This is a genomic window from Microcoleus harperi Pol14_C6 (assembly GCF_036701295.1).
Lineage (GTDB): Bacteria > Cyanobacteriota > Cyanobacteriia > Cyanobacteriales > Microcoleaceae > Microcoleus.
In genome coordinates this window covers 37,780-55,516 of sequence record NZ_JAUBQN010000042.1, presented here as the reverse complement: position 1 = coordinate 55,516, position 17,737 = coordinate 37,780, and the positions used below count along the sequence as shown (strand labels likewise).

Genomic DNA, 17,737 nt, shown 5'->3' with positions numbered 1-17,737 from the left:
CAGTACCGCTGTTAAATGTCAATATACCAATCGGTTTAAACTTTCGAGAAAATCCCGGAAAAATCATTAACAATTCAACAGCGCCCGCCTTGAATTTACCACAATTACCCCCAAAGATTCCGCCGATTTTCAATAACATGGGCTTAGCAGTTGCTCCCGGACAAACTATCGCCTTAGTGGGGGGAGATATTGAATTAAATCAGGGAAGTGTCACTGCATCTACCGGACAAATTTTGCTGGGTAGCGTTGCTAGTCCGGGGATAGTTGGATTGGGGACAACGCCCTTGGGATTAAGTTTAAACTATGACAAGATTTCCAACTTGGGTAATATTGAAATAACCAACGGCTCAGCGCTCAATACCAGTGGAATCGGTGGCGGCAAAGTCGATATTCGAGGTGGAAATGTCAACCTCAAAAATGGCAGGATTTATGCACTGACTTTGGGAAATATCGATGGTAGGGGCATCGACATTAACGCCCAAAATTTACGGGCCGAAGGTGGGGCGCAAATTTCCACGCTGACAGCCGGAAGTGGCGCTGGAGGCGCTATCAATATCCGCGCTACCGATTCAGTAGAACTGATCGGGATTGGATTTGAGAGCTTTCAAAACTTTGTCAAAAATTATACAATCTCTGGAGGAATCAACCCTTTTGACCCACAGATTCTGCTGGAAACTAGCACTGCTGGCATGGGAGATGCGGGAAACATCTTAATCGATACGGGACAACTGCTGATCGACAATGGAACCGTATCGGGTAGCGCTACATTAGGTGCTGGCAACGCCGGAAATATGACCCTCCGTGCCAGGGTTTTCGATCTGGTAGGTTCAGGGATCAACACCGGCACACTCGCGGGGAGTACGGGTACGGGAGGAAATATCAGCTTTGAGGGAGAACGTTTTATCATACGCGATGGCAGTGCGATCGTCAGCACCACTCGCAGTGAAGCACCATCGGGGAATATCAACATTAAAGCTTCGGAATCAGTAGAAGTGCTGCGGACTCCGGCTCGAAGTCCCGTAGCAACCTTGATTGGTGCAACCGCAATCAGCATTAATGGGAAAGCCGGAGACATTAATATTGACACGAAGCGGTTGAGGATCTCTGAAGGGGGCGGAATTAGTTTATCTAGCGGATCCGTTGTGGGCAACCAACCCTTGAATACAACTGGGGGGCCAGGAGGTAATTTAACAATTAAAGCTACGGAGTCAGTCAGACTAGAGGGTATTTCTGGAGTTTTGGCGAATGGCAGTCGGAATCCTAGTTTCATCTCCGCTGATACGAACTCTGCTGCTCGGGGAGGGAGTATGAACATTTCTACACCTTTAGTAATTCTCCGGGATGGGGGACTTATTTCTACTGCATCTTTAGGCAAAGGAGATGCCGGAAGCATTACTATTGATGCGGGGCGTGTAGAGGTTATTGGTAATGGGGGTCAAGGTGAATTTAACAGTCAAATTCAAACTTCCGTTGGGATTGCATCTCGCGTTAGAAATCCCAATGCTACCGCTAACGGAGGTTCGTTGAATCTAAATGTCGGGGAATTGATTCTTCGCAATGGGGGAACACTTAATCTGCAAGCTTTGGGTTCAGCACGGGCTGGTAACATTAACGTGAAAGCAGATGCAATTTCCCTTGACAATCAAAGCAGCATTGACGGTAGAACTGAATCCGGTGCAGGAGCCAATATTAACCTCGAAGCACGGGATATTCAGTTGCGCCGAGGCAGCAGAATTACAACTGATGCAAGTATGTCAGATGGTGGCAATATCAACATTAAAAGCGATATTCTGGTGACTCTCCCCAACGAAAATAGCGATATTACTGCTAATGCGCGATCGGCCCAAGGTGGTCGCGTTAATATTAATGTCCCCAATGTTTTTGGGTTTACGTCAGTCACTCGCGAACAGGTTCGAGCGACTTTGGGATTAACAGATGCTCAATTTGCAGCGTTGCAAGTAAGTCCTACATCTTTAATTCCTACCAGCGATATTGCGGCGATTTCCCAAAGTAGCGGCCCGGCTTTGCAAGGTACTGTAACATTTAGTTCTTCTGGGGTGAATCCCGCTCAAGGTTTAGTGGAACTGCCGCAAAATGTGGTCGATTCCGCTGCGTTAATTGCAGCAAATCCCTGCATCAGAAGGGCAGAGAGCGAGTTTACCATCACTGGGAAAGGAGGAGTGCCACCAAGTCCTAATGATGTTCTCAGCAGTGCGGCAGCGCCGTTGCCGTGGGTGGGAGAGGCACGAAGAGGGAATCAAGAAGAAGGGATTGAGATCGAGGGGGGAAGAGGTTCGAGGGAAAAAGGCATTCGGCAAGAGGAAGTTGTTCCGGCGCAAGGTTGGGTGGTGAATGCGAAAGGGGAGGTAACTCTTGTTGGATATAATCCGGGTAATGCTGCTGACTCTCGCAATCCTCGGCAGAATTCTGGTTGTGTGCCGCGTTGAAATTGGTTTTTTTTATCTGCAGATGTAGGCTGATTAACGCAGATAAAGAATAAGATGGATTTGGGTTAGTTAGTATGTGTGGCTGCCGCTGTAATTTTATTTTTTAAATATGAAGTTTACCCGATCGCTCCGGCAAGTAATTCTGTTATTTGTGATTTCCTGTCTGCTAGCAGTTGCGATTCCTCCCGGAGTTGCTCAGGTTAATCCACCACCAGCGGTGCAGCTTGTCCGGCAAGCTCGAACTCTTTACCAAGAGGAACGTTTTTCGGACGCTGTACCGCTGTTGCAGCAAGCGGCAGCGCAGTTTGAGGCAAAAGGCGAAAATCTCGATCGCGCCACAGCTTTGAGCAATTTAGCTGCAACCTATGGGCAGTTGGCGCTTTGGGAAGAAGCAGAAAAAGCTGTAAATTCGAGTTTGTCCGTTGTGCGAACACAGGCAAAAACTCCCGAACAGCAGCGGATTTTGGCTGAAACTCTCAACATTCAAGGACAGTTGCAGCTCGAACGTGGTCAGACTCAAGATGCGATCGATATTTGGACGCAAGCTGCTAAAATTTTTGAGCAAATTGATAGAAAACCCCAACTTGTTCAAGTTCAAATTAATCAAAGTCGGGCTTGGGAAATTCTTGGACTTTACCCCAGAGCTTGCAAAATGCTGTTAGCTTCTTTCAAGCTGGAAAACCAAACTTGCGAAATTTCGACGGCGAGTTTGGAAACTTTGAAAAATCAGCCAGTTTCTCTCGAACAAGTCCGGGCAATTCATGCTTTAGGGCGGGTGCTGCGGGTTTTGGGGCAACTGGAACGATCGCAGGATTTGCTGTCGGTTGGACTCGAAGCAGCCCAAAAATTAGGTTCCCGACCAGAGGAGGCTGCAATTTATCTCAATCTGGGCAATACGGTACGGGCTAAAAGCAATAAACCGGGTTTGACACCCGAACAGCGGGCTGATTGGGAACGCTTTGCCCTAGAGTATTATGCTCGATCTGCCCAGGCGATGCCGGAGCGCTCACTTTTACAAATTCAGGCAAAGTTAAACCAATTGAGTTTGTTGGTCGATAGCCAAGATTGGTCTAAGGCAGAGGTTTTGTGGCGTTCCATCGAACCTCAAGTCGCTCAATTTGGGTCGAATCGCGCCGGACTTTACGCTCAAATTAATCTAGCTCAAAGCTTGATGAAATTAGCTCAGTCGCCTGCGAAAACTTTGAGTTTAAGGGAGATTGACACAATGCTCGATCGCTCTGTCGAACCAGCAAACAGTTTGGGCGACAAACGAATACAAGCTTATATTCTGGCAGCTAAAGGCAAACTATCGGAAATCCAACAGCAGTATCAGAAAGCGGCAAATCTCACAACTGAGGCTTTGAGTTTAGCACCGACGTTTCAATCTCCCGATATTGCTTACCAATTGTTTTGGCAACTGGGACGGATTGAGAAAGCTCAGGGAAATACAGAAGGGGCGATCGTTCAATATACTCAAGCTGTGAATGTACTGTCTTCTTTGCGGGGCGATTTGGTGACAGTCAATCCCGAAGTCCAATTTTCGTTTCGGGAAAGTGCCGAACCAGTTTATCGGGAATTAGTCGGGCTGCTTTTGCAAGAGGAATCTCCCAGTCAAGCTAAATTGAAACTGGCGCGCCAAACGGTGGAATCTTTGCAGTTGGCGGAATTGGACAACTTTTTTCGGGATGCTTGCGCTGATGCTAAACCAAAGTCGATCGAGGAAATCGATCCGACGGCGGCGGTGATTTATCCGATTATTTTGAGCGATCGTTTGGAGGTAATTCTGTCAATTCCCGGCAAACCCCTCCGCCGCTACGCTACGAAGAAGTCTCAAACCGAGTTGGAAACTGCCTTCAGACAAGCCAAAAATGTCATCCGGCCTGCTGCTTTCCCCCGCGACAGGAGGCGACCCGTTGAACAGGTTTATGACTGGTTAATCCGCCCTGCGGAAGCGGATTTGACTGCTAGCGGGATTAAAACCCTGGTATTTGTGCTCGACGGTTATTTGCGAAATCTGCCGATGGCCGTGCTCCACGACGGTGAAAAGTTTTTGGTAGAAAAATACAGTATTGCTTTGGCGCCGGGATTGCAACTGCTAGCACCGAAACCGCTGAACAAAGTCAAGTTAAAAGTGCTCACCGCTGCCCTCTCGGAAGCGCGTCAAGGCTTCTCGGCTTTGCCGGGGGTGAAGGAGGAAGTTGAACAAATTGCAGCCGAGATGCCGGCGAGTTCGCTGCTGAATGAAGATTTTGTCAGCGGGCGGTTGCAAGATCGAATTAAAGCGGTGTCTTACCCGATCGTCCATTTGGCAACTCACGGTCAGTTTAGCTCGAACGCGGCGGATACTTTTATTGTGACTTGGGATCAGAAAGTGAATGTTAAGGAATTCGATCGACTGCTGCGAGCCCGCACTGGTGAGAAACAACAGGCGATAGAACTTTTGGTTTTGAGTGCTTGCGAAACTGCTTCGGGCGATAACCGCGCGGCTTTGGGTTTGGCCGGGGCCGCAATTCGATCGGGTGCCCGCAGCACCGCCGCCACCCTTTGGCAAGTCAACGACGAATCTACAGCTATCTTTATGACTGAGTTTTACCGGCAGCTTGCTTCTTCTAAAACCAGCAAAGCTGAAGCCCTCCGCAACGCTCAATTAACGCTGCTGAAAAACCAACAGTATCAGAACCCGTATTTCTGGGCACCTTTCGTGCTAGTGGGCAATTGGCAGTAATTTAAGGGGAATGGGGCATCGGGAATGGGGCATCGGGCTTGCAGTCAACAGACAACTGACAACTGACTCAAATGCAGTTGGTTTTTTGTTAAAGTTTGTAAACTGTTAAGAGTGCTTTCTGCATCTAATATTTTTTCGAGGAGTCCCATGAAGCAACTTTTGATTGCTGAGCGCTTTTGCCTGATTGCCCACGTCTTGTCAATGGCTTTTGGATTGGCAGGGTTGCTGCTGATTTTACCCCGTCCCGAATTGGTGATGAGTTTGCCACCAGCAGGGCAAACGCTATTCCAGTGGGGGATGGCTGGGGGTGGAGTAGTTTATATCATCTTTGGTGCTGCAGCGGTTGCTCTCTATGCCTTGCGGACGTTGGGTTTGGGTGCAACTCTGGCTTTTTTAGTGCCTTCTGTGTTTTTGTCCTTGAGTAGCGAGTTGTTGGGAACGAGTACGGGTTTTCCCTTCGGCCACTACCACTATTTGAGCGGTTTGGGTTACAAAATTGCAGGGCTGGTTCCGTTTACAATTCCCCTTTCGTGGTTTTATCTGGGACTGGTTTCCTATGTAATTGCTCGCGCTGGAGTAGCTGGCGGTAAAAGTGAACTCAACTGGGTGCGCCAAGTAGGGGCGATCGCCCTTGGTGCTTTGCTGCTAACAGCTTGGGATTTTGTACTAGATCCGGCGATGAGTCAAACTTCTGTGCCTTTTTGGGAGTTTGAGGAACTTGGGGCTTTCTTTGGGATGCCTTACCGCAATTTAGCCGGCTGGATGGGTACGGGGGCGCTATTTATGTCTGTAGCAGCTTTCTTGTGGAGAAAAACCCCGATTAAATTAGAGCGATCGGAATTGGGTTTGCCCTTAATTGTTTATTTGGTAAACTTTGCTTTCGGAGCAATTATCACTGTAACTTCGTTGGATTCTCGGTTCTGGTTCCCGACATCGCTAGCGGTGCTTCTGGGCGTAGTTCCGGCGATCGCGTTAAGCTGGATCGCTAAACCCGCAGCAGGTGACGTAACCGAAACAATGCCGTCTTTGGAGACATCTGCGATCGCGGCTGAAATTCCACCTCAACCCGTGGGCGTTTTGCGTAAGTGAGTTACTAGCAAGTAACTGCGGCTGATTTAGCAAAAATTTACACTAAATTTTGAGCTAGTTTAAAAACCCGGTTTCTACAAGAAACCGGGTTTTTCAGCGGCGATTTTTTCATTCGCAATTCCTGTAATATGTTTGAGGTCAAAATTTTATTAAATTTTTAAATTGATACTACTTACAAAAAAATGAACTGTAAATAAGCTGCCCACCCATATCCAGTCAGTCATTCCCAATTCTTCAATTCTTTAATAATATGGTTTTGCCGATCGCCCCTCACCTGTTCTCCCAACCGCTGACAAGTATCATCGCTGTCGCATTCCTGCTGCTGCAATTGCCCGCTGCAGCCATTCTGATGTCGCGCTTAATTAAAGGCCCATCGCGCATCCCACCCCTGGAACCCGATGCGCCGACGTTGGATTTGTTGGGCGCTTGTACTGCGGTAGTACCAACTTTGAACGAAGCCGATCGCATTTCGCCTTGTTTGGAAGGATTAAGCCGCCAAAGTTACGAACTCCGAGAAGCGATCGTGGTTGACAGCTATTCAGTAGACGGAACCGGAGATTTAGTCAAAGCAGCCGCACAAAAAGACCCACGGTTTCGCTTGATAAACGACGATCCGCTGCCGGCGGGTTGGGTAGGGCGTCCCTGGGCGCTGAATGCGGGTTTTTTGGCAAGTTCCGAGAAGTGCGAGTGGATTTTGGGCATCGATGCCGATACTGTGCCGCATCCGGGTTTGATTGCGAGTTTACTCAAAACAGCGAAAGCTGGAAATTACGATTTGATTTCGCTGTCGCCGCAGTTTATCCTCAAGTATCCGGGGGAGTTGTGGCTGCAACCTGCTTTGTTAATGACTTTGGTTTATCGGTTCGGGCCGACGGGGACTGGTGGGGATGTGCCGGAACGGGTGATGGCGAACGGTCAGTGTTTCTTGTGTAAGCGCGATGTTTTGGTGGCATTAGGGGGCTATGAAGTCGCGAGGGGTTCGTTTTGCGATGATGTGACTCTGGCTCGCTATGCGGCTGCTAAGGGCTTTAAGGTGGGCTTTTTGGATGGGGCAAAAGTGTTGAAGGTGCGGATGTATGAGGGGGCGATCGAGACTTGGAATGAATGGGGTCGATCGCTCGATTTGAAAGATGCTGCTTCTGGCGGTCAAATTTGGGGCGATTTGTGGCTGTTGCTGGCGGTTCAAGGTTTGCCGGCGCCGATTGTGTTGTCCTATTTGCTGTTTGGTTCGTTGCCGCCGGTTGGTGTCTTTCCGCACTTTTGGCTGTTGGGATTGAATGTATTTTTGGTTGCGGTGCGATCGGCTTTGTGTTTGGCGATCGCACCTTCCTACGATACAACTGGGGCATCCGGTAAATGGCTGTTTTGGCTGTCACCTTTAGCCGATCCGTTGGCGTTTTTGCGAATTCTAATTTCTGCGTTGAATCAGCCTACTCAGTGGCGCGGCAGGAAGTATGAATAATCATTAAATTTTTGCTAGTTCTTTTAAAATTGGTAGAAGTGCGATCGCCCTTTTGTATCGAATGGGCGATCGTACTTTTCCTTCTTTCCCTAAATCAGCCGGAAATTAGCAGATGTAATCGCATTCGCACTCACTCCAACCATCACACCTAACTGCTCCCCTGTCAAGAGGTTTTTGATGATAGTTCCCTGAGTGTTTTGAGTTATTTCTAACTGTCCAAAACTCAAACCACCACCTAATCCAATCAAATCTTGACCGACGGTAAAATCAGCTATTATATCAAATCCTTGACCGGCTTTTAAGGCAAAGATATCGTTGCCACTACCGCCAATCAAACTATCATTGCCCATGCCTCCATCAAGGATATCGGCTCCTTTCCCACCAGTGAGAGTATCGTTATCTAGGTCTCCGTAAAGAGTATCATTTCCGGCACACCCTCCCAGGATATCTGCTCCTTCATCACCGTTGATTAAGTCATTGCCTTCACCGCCGCAGATAATATCATTTCCCTGCTGTCCAAACAGATTGTCATCACCTTGACTGCCAAGCAAGGTGTCATTACCTTTGCCTCCATATAAGGTGTCATTATCCTTGCCACCATCGATGAAGTCATCATCTTTGTTGCCATAAAGGATGTCCATACCTTCGCGACCATGTAAGAAGTCATTGCCTTTGCCTCCAAAGATTAAATCGTTACCAGACTCGCCAAGGATGATGTCGCTTCCTTCATCTCCGTAGAGAGTATCTTCATCTTTGCCTCCGGCGATGAAGTCATTGCCTTGGTTGCCATTAATAATGTCATTATCGGCGCCACCGTATAAGTTGTCATCCCCGGATTTGCCCTCGAATATGTTGGCAGCATTGCTACCTAGTAATTCATCGTTTTGGGCAGTGCCTATTTGAAGGCCGGATGCGCCGAGGATGGTGTTTTCAACAGAGTTGGGTCGGTTTAAGTTGGGATAGGTAATTTGGTCGCAGATGCAGTCATCGCCTGAGAGGTTATTAGTTATTGGCGTGGGAGTTGGTGTTTCCGATGGTGTCGAGGTTCCTGATGGTGTCGGGGTTCCTGATGGTGTCGGGGTTCCTGATGGGGCCGGATCGATCGCTGTTGGGGTTTCGGTGGCGATTCCGGTGCCGAGTTCGCTAGAGGTAGGTTCCAAAGGAACGAGCAGGTCTTTGGGGTCAATCGTCTCGAAGGTGGGGCGAACGGTGGGGTCATTCACACTCACTTGTCCCATCTTCTCCAGGATCTTTTCTTTGGTGTTGTCGGCGAGGAACTGCTCGATAGTCTTGGTTCCCGCTGCCAATTCCGCCAGTCCGACTGCGATTTGACCAACTGATACTGGCTGCAATTTGGTAATTTCCGTGGCGATCTCACTTAATGGGCGACCGCTAGCGACGAGTTCCTGAATGAGTTGATTGCCCAGGGCCATTACTTGTGCAGCAGCCGAGGCGACCCTGGCTAACGGCTCTGTGTTGAGATTGCTGTCTTGCGTGGCAGCCGCAGCGATCGCACCCTGTAGAATTGCCTGAATTGTCTCTACCTTGCTCAAGTCAACCGGAGTGCCAGCTTTGAGGGTCTCGGCAATCGTTCCTGTTACAACATTCCCTAGCGTCAGCGACGAAGAGGAAACTCCATCAATGAATTTCGCCACTTGGACAATGGTGTTTTGCACCTGAATCATCGAGCCAAACACCGATACACCATTCGCGTCACCATTGGCGATCGCCTCCAGAGGATCGTAGCTGCCCAAGTCAACTCCTGACGGCAATCCCAGAGCCAATTTCACCTGAGTTTGGGCCGTTTCAGGGTTAGTTCCTTGCTGGGCTAACGCAGCGATAACCGTTGTTAAAGGAGTTACCACTGTCGATTCTGGAGTAGAAGACAACGGAGTGTCTAGAGGCAAATAGGTCGAGATATCTATCCCGTTGGCCATAATAATTTTGCCTTCGGTATAGTCGATGTTGCCATCCTGATTTTTGTCAAACTTTTCTAGTTCTATTGTGAGGTCGAAGCTGCCATCCGGGTTAGTAAAGGCGAAGGGTTCATTATCATCTTGCACCCCATTGAAGTTGGCATCAAAGAAGACTTGCCCACCCGTTATGTAACCGTCAATGGCCCGACTCTTGCGGGTCGAACCAGTTCCCACCCGGAAATCGGCCAGTTTCATTTCACCAAGGCGTTTCTCGTAAGCTGTTTTCCAGCTAAAGGGCCTGTAATACTCAGCCTTAAAATCTAGGGCGGCTTTGACATCACCATTGATTTCAAACAGGCTCAGCGGGTTGCTGATGCGGGAAGTAATTTCTGAGGCACGAATTTTGCCATCGCCGCTAGTGCCCTTGCTTTGGTCTTCACCGACATCGAGCAAGTCAAACTTAGCATTCGCCTCAATTCCGCCCGTCAGATAAGCTCTTGCCACTTTAGCATCAACCCCGCCCCCAGCCTTAATACTAGCTTTGAGCTTGAGTTCATTAACGTCCGGCCCCGTACCATCCGCATTTTGGCGATCGCTCACGTAGAAGCCATCGAGAACTTTAGAGGCATCTGAGGCCTTAAAGCCAGATTGTTTCCATTGAGAAAGTCCAGAAGTATCAAAGCCGAACCCAAAGTTAGCTTTAGCTTCAAAGTTTCCTTCTAACTTGCCGTTTACACCTACATTTACAACGGGAATTGAGTAGATAGGAAACGTTTGGTCAATTGTGAACTTAAAGTCTAGCTTCGGCACTTTATAGGCGAACAGGGTGACATCCGGTTTACCCATCAGCAAGTCGATGGCAGCTTGAGGATCGCTCAAGATAGGAAAACTCAGCCCAGGCATCTTTTGAAAGAGCGTCAGCAACTCTTGAGTCTTGCCCTTGGACTTCGATTTAGCTTGGTCAGTAGGAGATGGCGCTGTTTTGGTTTTAGTTGTCTTAGCAGTTTTGGTATCAGCCGTGGGATTGGTGGCGTCGAAATCTATCGCATAGTCACCCAGGTCTATAGCAATGTTGCTATCTTTAGAGGAAATATCTTTGAGTAAATCACTAGCCTTGCCGATAGACTGAAGGCCATCTAGGAATTGAGTATCAATTTTTTTGCCTGCCAACTTGGCACCTGCTTCGACCAGCGTGACCTTGCCATCACCGTTTTGGTCAAACAAACTCCTGATAGCATTGAATTCAGACAGCGGTTTAATATCGCTGTTGAGTGCATTAATGATAGGACTAGCTGGCTTAACAACTTCATTGACTTTGGTAATAACAGGTTTCGCCAAATTCGTGACAAAACTCCCCAAGTCAAGCTGCATATTCTTGAATTGAACACTGGGTTTTTTGGGGCCGCTCCACTTATCGTTTTCGTATTTCAGCACCGGGAAAGCTGCGTTGAGGTCAAAGTTGAAGGACGGAATCGCAGCACTGCCATTAACGCTGGTTTTTGCACTCAGGCCGAGGTTGGCTTTGGTGTCTAAACTCGTACCAATCAAGTCGGAGAGTTTGCCAATACTCAGTTCATTGAAGGTCAGCCGCCCGTCATTGATCCCTCCTTGGGCGGGGGTTAAATCTTTCAGGGAGGCATTAAAATCACCCCTAATTTTAGTCGGGTTAGCGCCGTTGTTTGCCAGATCGAGTTGGAAGAAACCCAGATTGGCTTTGCCCGTAAAATTATTGGCTAAGCCTACTTCAGCACCGAGGGCAAGCTTTGTATTGGTTGTATCAAAGAAGATGCCATTCTGATTCAGAACCAATCCCAAGTCCAATCCGTACTTGAATGTGGCGTTGGCATTCCCCTGAGTATTTAATCCCAGCGCCGGCAGCCCCAAATTGGCATCGAGTGTCAGCGTTTTGGTGTACTCTTTGCTCAGGTTAACCAGAACTTTAGCTTCTCCGTTTGCCCCAACTGAACCCGTAATTTTCAGGTTGGGGAAGTCTTTGCCAAGAGAAGTCTTGATAGTATCTTGAAACTTCACCTTATCCAAGTTTGGCGTGGCTTGCAGGTCGGTGATTAGCCTGCTATTAATACTGTTTAGAAAATCAGGGGCAATGGCGTTGAGTTTATCACCCACCACCGGGATTTGAGCCGCCAGATTGTTGGTCAGGGACTGTTGCAGCTTGTTGAAGCCTAAATAAAGAGCGCTGATATCAGGAGGCGCGGTGTCATTGTCAGTATTAGTAACTGCGACATCTGAAGCATCAACACCGCTGTAAATAGTATCGGTACTGGTAGCGGGTGCGGTGACAATGTTGTAGGCAGTGTTCCTATCTACTACTAAGTCATCTACTCCGGTAACAGTGACGGTTTGGGGAATATTCCAGTTTGCCGACGTGAAAGTTAAACTCGGTTTATTTACAGTACCTTCAGCCATTCTATTGGAAGTCGTCCCAATAGTGACATCTGCTGTAGGCTGGCTATTTAGAACTACCGTAAAAGTAGCAGTTCCCCCCGCTTCCGTCGTTGTTAAACCACTGGTGGGAGTGACGATAATACCTTTGGTGTCGTTGTCAGTATTAGTAACTGCGACATCTGAAGCATCAACACCGCTGTAATTAGTATCGGTACTGGTAGCAGCAGCGGTGACAATGTTGTATGCCACATTCCCATCTACTACACGGTCATTTCTTCCGGTGATAGTGACGGTTTGGGGAGTATTCCAGTTAGCCGGAGTGAAAGTTAAACTCGGTTTATTTACAGTACCTTCAGCCATGTTATCCGATGTCGTCCCAATAGTGACATCTGCTGTAGGCTGGCTATTTAGAACTACCGTAAAAGTAGCCGTCCCCCCTGCTTCTGTCGTTGTTAATCCAGTGATGGGAGTGACAGTAATGCCTTGGGTGTCATTATCAGTATTAGTAACTGCGACATCGTTGGCATTAACACCGCTGTAAATAGTATCGGTACTGGTAGCGGGTGCGGTGACAATGTTGTAGGCCACATTCCCATCTACTACTAAGTCATCTACTCCGGTGACAGTGACGGTTTGGGGAGTATTCCAGTTTGCCGGAGTGAAACTTAAACTCGGTTTATTTACAGTACCTTCAGCCGTTTTATTGGAAGTCGTCCCAATAGTGACATCTGCTGTAGGCTGGCTATTTAGAACTACCGTAAAATTAGCAGTTCCCCCTGTTTCAGTCGTTGTTAATCCACTGGTGGGAGTGACGGTAATACCTTTGGTGTCGTTGTCAGTATTAGTAACTGCGACATCTGAAGCATCAACACCGCTGTAAATAGTATCGGTACTGGTAGCGGGTGCGGTGACAATGTTGTAGGCAGCGTTCCCATCTACTACTGATTCATCTACTCCGGTAACAGTGACGGTTTGGGGAGTATTCCAGTTTGCCGGAGTGAAACTTAAACTCGGTTTATCTACAGTACCTTCAGCCGTTTTATCCGATGTCGTCCCGATCGACACATCTGCTGTAGGCTGGCTATTTAGAACTACCGTAAAAGTAGCAGTTCCCCCCGCTTCTGTCGTTGTTAAACCACTGGTGGGAGTGACGGTAATGCCTTGGGTGTCATTATCAGTATTAGTAACTGCGACATCTGAAGCATTAACACCACTGTAATTAGTATCGGTACTGGTAGCCGCAGCGGTGATAATGTTGTAAGCAGCGTTCCCATCTACTACAAAGTCATCTACTCCCGTAACTGTGACGGTTTGGGGAGTATTCCAGTTAGCCGATGTAAAAGTTAAACTCGGTTTATCTACAGTCCCTTCAGCCGTTTTATCGGAAGTCATCCCAATAGTCACATCGGCTGTAGGCTGGCTATCTAGAACTACTGTAAAAGTAGCCGTCCCCCCTGCTTCTGTCGTTGTTAATCCGCTGGTGGGAGTGATAGAAATTCCCGCAGTATCATCGTCTTGAATGGTAGTTGTAACTGGAGAACCAATAATGTTAGCAGTTCCTGGGGCTGTGGCGTTGCTCAGAGTGAGTGCTAGAGTTTCGTTAGGTTCGGTAATTCGATCGCCCACAACGGGCACTGCGATTGTTGCTATGGTAGCATTGGCAGCAAAAGTAACTGTACTACCAGTAGCAGTGACTCCGGTTCCGGTAACATTGGCGTTATTGTAATCTACGGCATTGGTTGCTGTTCCCCCAAAACTAAAATCAATGCTGCTACTTTGGTTGGTTTCTCCGGTGCGGGTAATGGTGAAACTTACCACTTGAGTACCGCTATCTCCCTCAGTCACTGTGGCGGTACTGCCGACGATGCTGTAATTAATATCGTTATCGGTAATCTGTGGATTAACAGGCCCGATCGCCAATGTTGTTGGATAATTGGGATCGGTACTGTTGGTAATTGCGTGGGTTAGTGCACCTGTATGGTTGTTTTCCGGTAGGGTGTCATCAACAGCACGAACGGTGACAGTTTGAGGAGTTTGGCCATTAACATTTGTGAAGGTTAGAAGTTGCGTGGCAGCAAAATTAGTTCCATCTAGGCTAACCTGTGCTTGAGCATCCGCCGTCACGGTAACGTCAACATTGCTGGTGGGGAGGGTGTTCAATTGTAGGGTATAAGTATCTGTAATTCCCCCTTCTGTTACTTCGGTACTGCCAGCAGATTGAGTGAGGGTAACGCCAGGGATATCGTTGTCTGTGTTGGTGACAGTGACATCTGCTGGGTTGAGATTGTTATAGTTGGTGTCGGCAGTGGTGGTGTCGGGGGCGGTGATAATTTGGTAGGCAATATCACCGTCAGCCACCGCATCGTCTACTCCGGTGATGGTGGCAGTTTGGTAAGCGTTCCAATTGGTGGAATTAAAGGTGAGGTTAGCAGGTAAAACCGTGCCTTCTGCTGTGTTGTTGCTGGTTAAGCCAAGGATGACATCGGCTGTGGGTTGGCTTTTCAGGCGGATGTCAAACGTGGCAATACCACCGAATTCGCTGGTATTGCCGCTAATCGGGAGGAGATCAAATCCAGCGGTGTCATTGTCGGTGATGGTGAAACTACCTGTGGTAGTAGTTCCTAATTGAATGCCTGCCGATGGGTTGCTAATAGTTAGGTTGGCAGTTTCGTCAATTTCGGTGATTTGGTCGTCGGTAATGGTGAAGGTGACTTGTCCGCTGCTTGCCCCATCGGCGATGGTTATTTGGGTGGGAATGGTGCCGGTGAAGTCGGCGGCGGTGGCAACTCCTGTTAAGGCGAGGTCAACGGTTTGGTTGCCGGCTACAGGTGCGGCGGCGGTGGCTGTGACGGTGATGCTGGTTGTTCCGGCTTCGGTGCCGGTGGTGGGAGTAACTGAGAGGTTGACGACAGGGGGGGGGATGCTGATGGTAAAGCTGGATGCTGTGGAAGTGTCTACGCCGCCGTTGGCAGTGCCGCCGTTGTCTTGGACTTGCACGGAGACGGTGGCGGTGCCGGGGTTGCCGTTGGGGGTGTAGGTGAGGGTGCCGTCGTTGCCGATGTCTGGCAGGCTGGTGAATAAGCTGTTGCCCGAGGTGATGTTAACGAGAAAGTCGTTGACGGCTTGGGTTGCTTCGTTGGGGCCGAAGTTGAAGGCACTAGCCCAGTTGGCAACGGTTTGGAGGGTATTTGTCGAGGTGGCTAGGGTTTGGTTGCCGGAATTGCTGAAACCCGGTTGGTCGTTAATGCCATTAACGGTAATGGTGAAGGTTTGGGGGGTGGAGGTATCAATGCCACCATTAGCAGTGCCGCCACTGTCTTGCACTTTTACATCAAAGGTGGAAGTGCCGAAGGCGTTGGCAGCAGGCGTGTAGGTGAGGTTGCCGGAAGCGTCTACTGTCGGCAGTGTGGCAAATAAGCCGGGGGTGCCGATGTTGCTGACGGTGTAAGTGGCCGTTTGGGCGGCTTCATCGGCAGGGCCGGGGTTGAAGGTAGCCCAACTTGTTACTGTTTGCGCCCCAGCGTCTTCATTGACTGCGGTTGGGCTGGTGGCGGTGAAACCCGGTTGGTCGTTGAGAGCATCGATAACTATGGCTTTGCTACCGCCGAGGGAGTTGGCTGTGGCTAGCGCGGGGAGGGTTAAATCAGCATTCGCAGTCAAACTATCTTGAATGGTGCCGCCGTTGAGGGTGAGGGCGGTGGTGGCATATTCTAAGTCGAGGGAAGTGTCTCCGGCTTGCACTACATAGTTGAAGGTGAGTACAGTACCGCCGCTACCAGAGGCGTAGTTGGCAAACTGGTCAGTTGTGCCGGTTTCGAGTTGCAGTTGGGGGGTGCCGGTGACGTTGACAGCGGCATCGAAGGTGACGGTGATGGCGATGGTAGAACCTACACCGTAGCTGCCGTCAGGGGTGGTGGCGGTGACAGCAGTAACTTTGGGGGTAGTGGAAAGCAGGATGGAGGTGGTGTCGCTGCTTGGGTTCGCCGTTGCTAGGTCTGGTTTGCCGTCGCCGTTGATGTCGCCGATGCTGACTGAATTGGGGCCCCACCCAGTGGTGAAGTCAACATTGGTGGCGAAGGTGGGGGTGGTGGCACCTGTAGCGGTGGTGTTCAGCAGGATGGAGGTGATGCCGTTGAGATGGTTCGCCGTTGCTAAGTCTGGTTTGCCGTCGCCGTTGATGTCGCCGATGCTGACTGACATGGGTTCAGCCCCAATGGGGAAGTCAACATTGGTGGCGAAGGTGGGGGTGGTGGCTCCTGTAGCGGTGGTGTTCAGCAGGATGGAGGTGGTTTTGCTGATTTGGTTCGCCACAGCTAAGTCTGGTTTGCCGTCGCCGTTGAAGTCGCCGATGCTGACTGAGCTGGGGATATTCCCAGTAGTGAAGTCAACTTTGATGGCGAAGGTGGGGGTGGTGGCTCCTGTAGCGGTGGTGTTCAGCAGGATGGAGGTGGTGTTGCTGCTTTGGTTCGCCGTTGCTAGGTCTGGTTTGTTGTCGCCGTTGATGTCGCCGATGCTGACTGATTTGGGGTTACTCCCAGTGGTGAAGTCAACATTGGTGGCGAAGGTGGGGGTGGTGGCTCCTGTAGCGGTTGTGTTAAGCAGGATGGAGGTGGTGGTGTTGCCATTGTTAGCCACAGCTAAGTCTGGTTTGCCGTCGCCGTTGAAGTCGCCGATGCTGACTGATCTGGGGTAAGTCCCAGTGGTGAAGTCAACATTGGTGGCGAAGGTGGGGGTGGTGGCTCCTGTAGTGGTGGTGTTCAGCAGGATGGAGGTGGTGTTGCTGTTACTGTTCGCCGTTGCTAAGTCTGGTTTGCCGTCGCCGTTGAAGTCGCCGATGCTGACTGAGCTGGGGCTACTCCCAGTGGTGAAGTCAACTTTGGTGGCGAAGGTGGGGGTGGCGGCTCCTGTGGGGGTTGTGTTCAGCAGGATGGAGGTGTTAAGGTTCGCTAAAGCTAAGTCTGGTTTGCCGTCGCCGTTGAAGTCGCCGATGCTGACTGATTTGGGGGCATTCCCAGTGGGGAAGTCAACTTTGGTGGCGAAGCCTAGCACGTCGCTGTAAGTTTTGAGGGTGTTGGCGTTAAATGCTATTGGGGTGGAAATATCCCCGATTTGTACTTCTAGGTTCCAGTCTCCGCCTAATTGGGCACTGCCAGTGGGGTGGGCTGAGGCGGCGATGTTGGCTCCTGTTAGTTCGCTGAAGTGTTTGACAAATTTTAGTCCGGCTTCTCCTTTGGCGATGGAGCATCCATACAATAGAATATCGGCGTTTGGGGTGAGGGCTTGTCCCCACTGTTTTAGCTTTTGACTGAAATTTCCTAGATCCTTCTCATTAAGTACCTCGGCACCGAGTTTTAAACTGCCTTGGTTGCCGTGAGAAACTACATGAACAGCTTCAATGCCACTTTCACTAGCCAATGCTTTTGTAATTTGTTCAAAGCCACTACGCTTGTCATCTAAAATGACTATTTTGGCGTTAGCATCTGCGCCCTCGATCAAGTTTTGATAATTCTGTACAGAGGGGTCAACGAAAATAATTTGCTTGTTCGGGGTTGATAAATTCATAATTGCTGCAATCCTTTATATCTATCGTTTACATTTACGTCCGGCAGGGGTTGAAACCCCCGCCTCAAAGCTTAATCTCAAATCCGGTGGCATTGGAATTGATATTACCCACAGTCAGGACACGGCACCG

The 17,737-nt window shown here is 49.4% G+C and carries 5 protein-coding genes; 4 read left to right on the top strand and 1 reads right to left on the bottom strand.

The features are described 5' to 3' along the window. The 4 genes from QUA27_RS22780 to cruG all read left to right on the top strand — a co-directional run. On the top strand, positions 1-2,447 hold a 2,447-nt coding region (locus tag QUA27_RS22780), incomplete at its 5' end, for a two-partner secretion domain-containing protein (protein WP_333070750.1). Positions 2,448-2,556: 109 nt separating this feature from the next. After that, the gene (locus tag QUA27_RS22775) at positions 2,557-5,172 is read left to right on the top strand and encodes a CHAT domain-containing protein (protein ID WP_333070747.1); all 2,616 of its coding nucleotides are present in this window, start codon (positions 2,557-2,559) and stop codon (positions 5,170-5,172) included. A 147-nt stretch (positions 5,173-5,319) separates the two neighbouring features. Continuing rightward, on the top strand, positions 5,320-6,261 hold the full coding sequence (gene cruF / locus QUA27_RS22770) for a gamma-carotene 1'-hydroxylase CruF (RefSeq protein ID WP_333070744.1): 942 nt from the start codon (positions 5,320-5,322) through the stop codon (positions 6,259-6,261). A gap of 250 nt (positions 6,262-6,511) precedes the next feature. Beyond that, positions 6,512-7,723, top strand: coding sequence for a 2'-O-glycosyltransferase CruG (cruG, locus tag QUA27_RS22765; RefSeq protein WP_333070741.1), 1,212 nt, complete (start codon positions 6,512-6,514; stop codon positions 7,721-7,723). Positions 7,724-7,812: 89 nt separating this feature from the next. Here cruG and QUA27_RS22760 read toward each other — a convergent pair whose 3' ends face one another. Next, positions 7,813-17,607 carry a DUF4347 domain-containing protein gene (locus QUA27_RS22760; RefSeq protein ID WP_333070739.1) on the bottom strand — a complete coding sequence of 3,265 codons (9,795 nt, stop codon included), beginning with the start codon at positions 17,605-17,607 and terminating at the stop codon, positions 7,813-7,815. Between the last annotated feature and the right edge of the window lie 130 nt (positions 17,608-17,737).

Bases quoted from the DNA above. Each gene is read 5' to 3' on its own strand.
- QUA27_RS22775 (WP_333070747.1), top strand. From the start codon at position 2,557: ATGAAGTTTACCCGATCGCTCCGGCAAGTAATTCTGTTATTTGTGATT.
- cruF (WP_333070744.1), top strand. From the start codon at position 5,320: ATGAAGCAACTTTTGATTGCTGAGCGCTTTTGCCTGATTGCCCACGTC.
- cruG (WP_333070741.1), top strand. From the start codon at position 6,512: ATGGTTTTGCCGATCGCCCCTCACCTGTTCTCCCAACCGCTGACAAGT.
- QUA27_RS22760 (WP_333070739.1), bottom strand. From the start codon at position 17,607: ATGAATTTATCAACCCCGAACAAGCAAATTATTTTCGTTGACCCCTCT.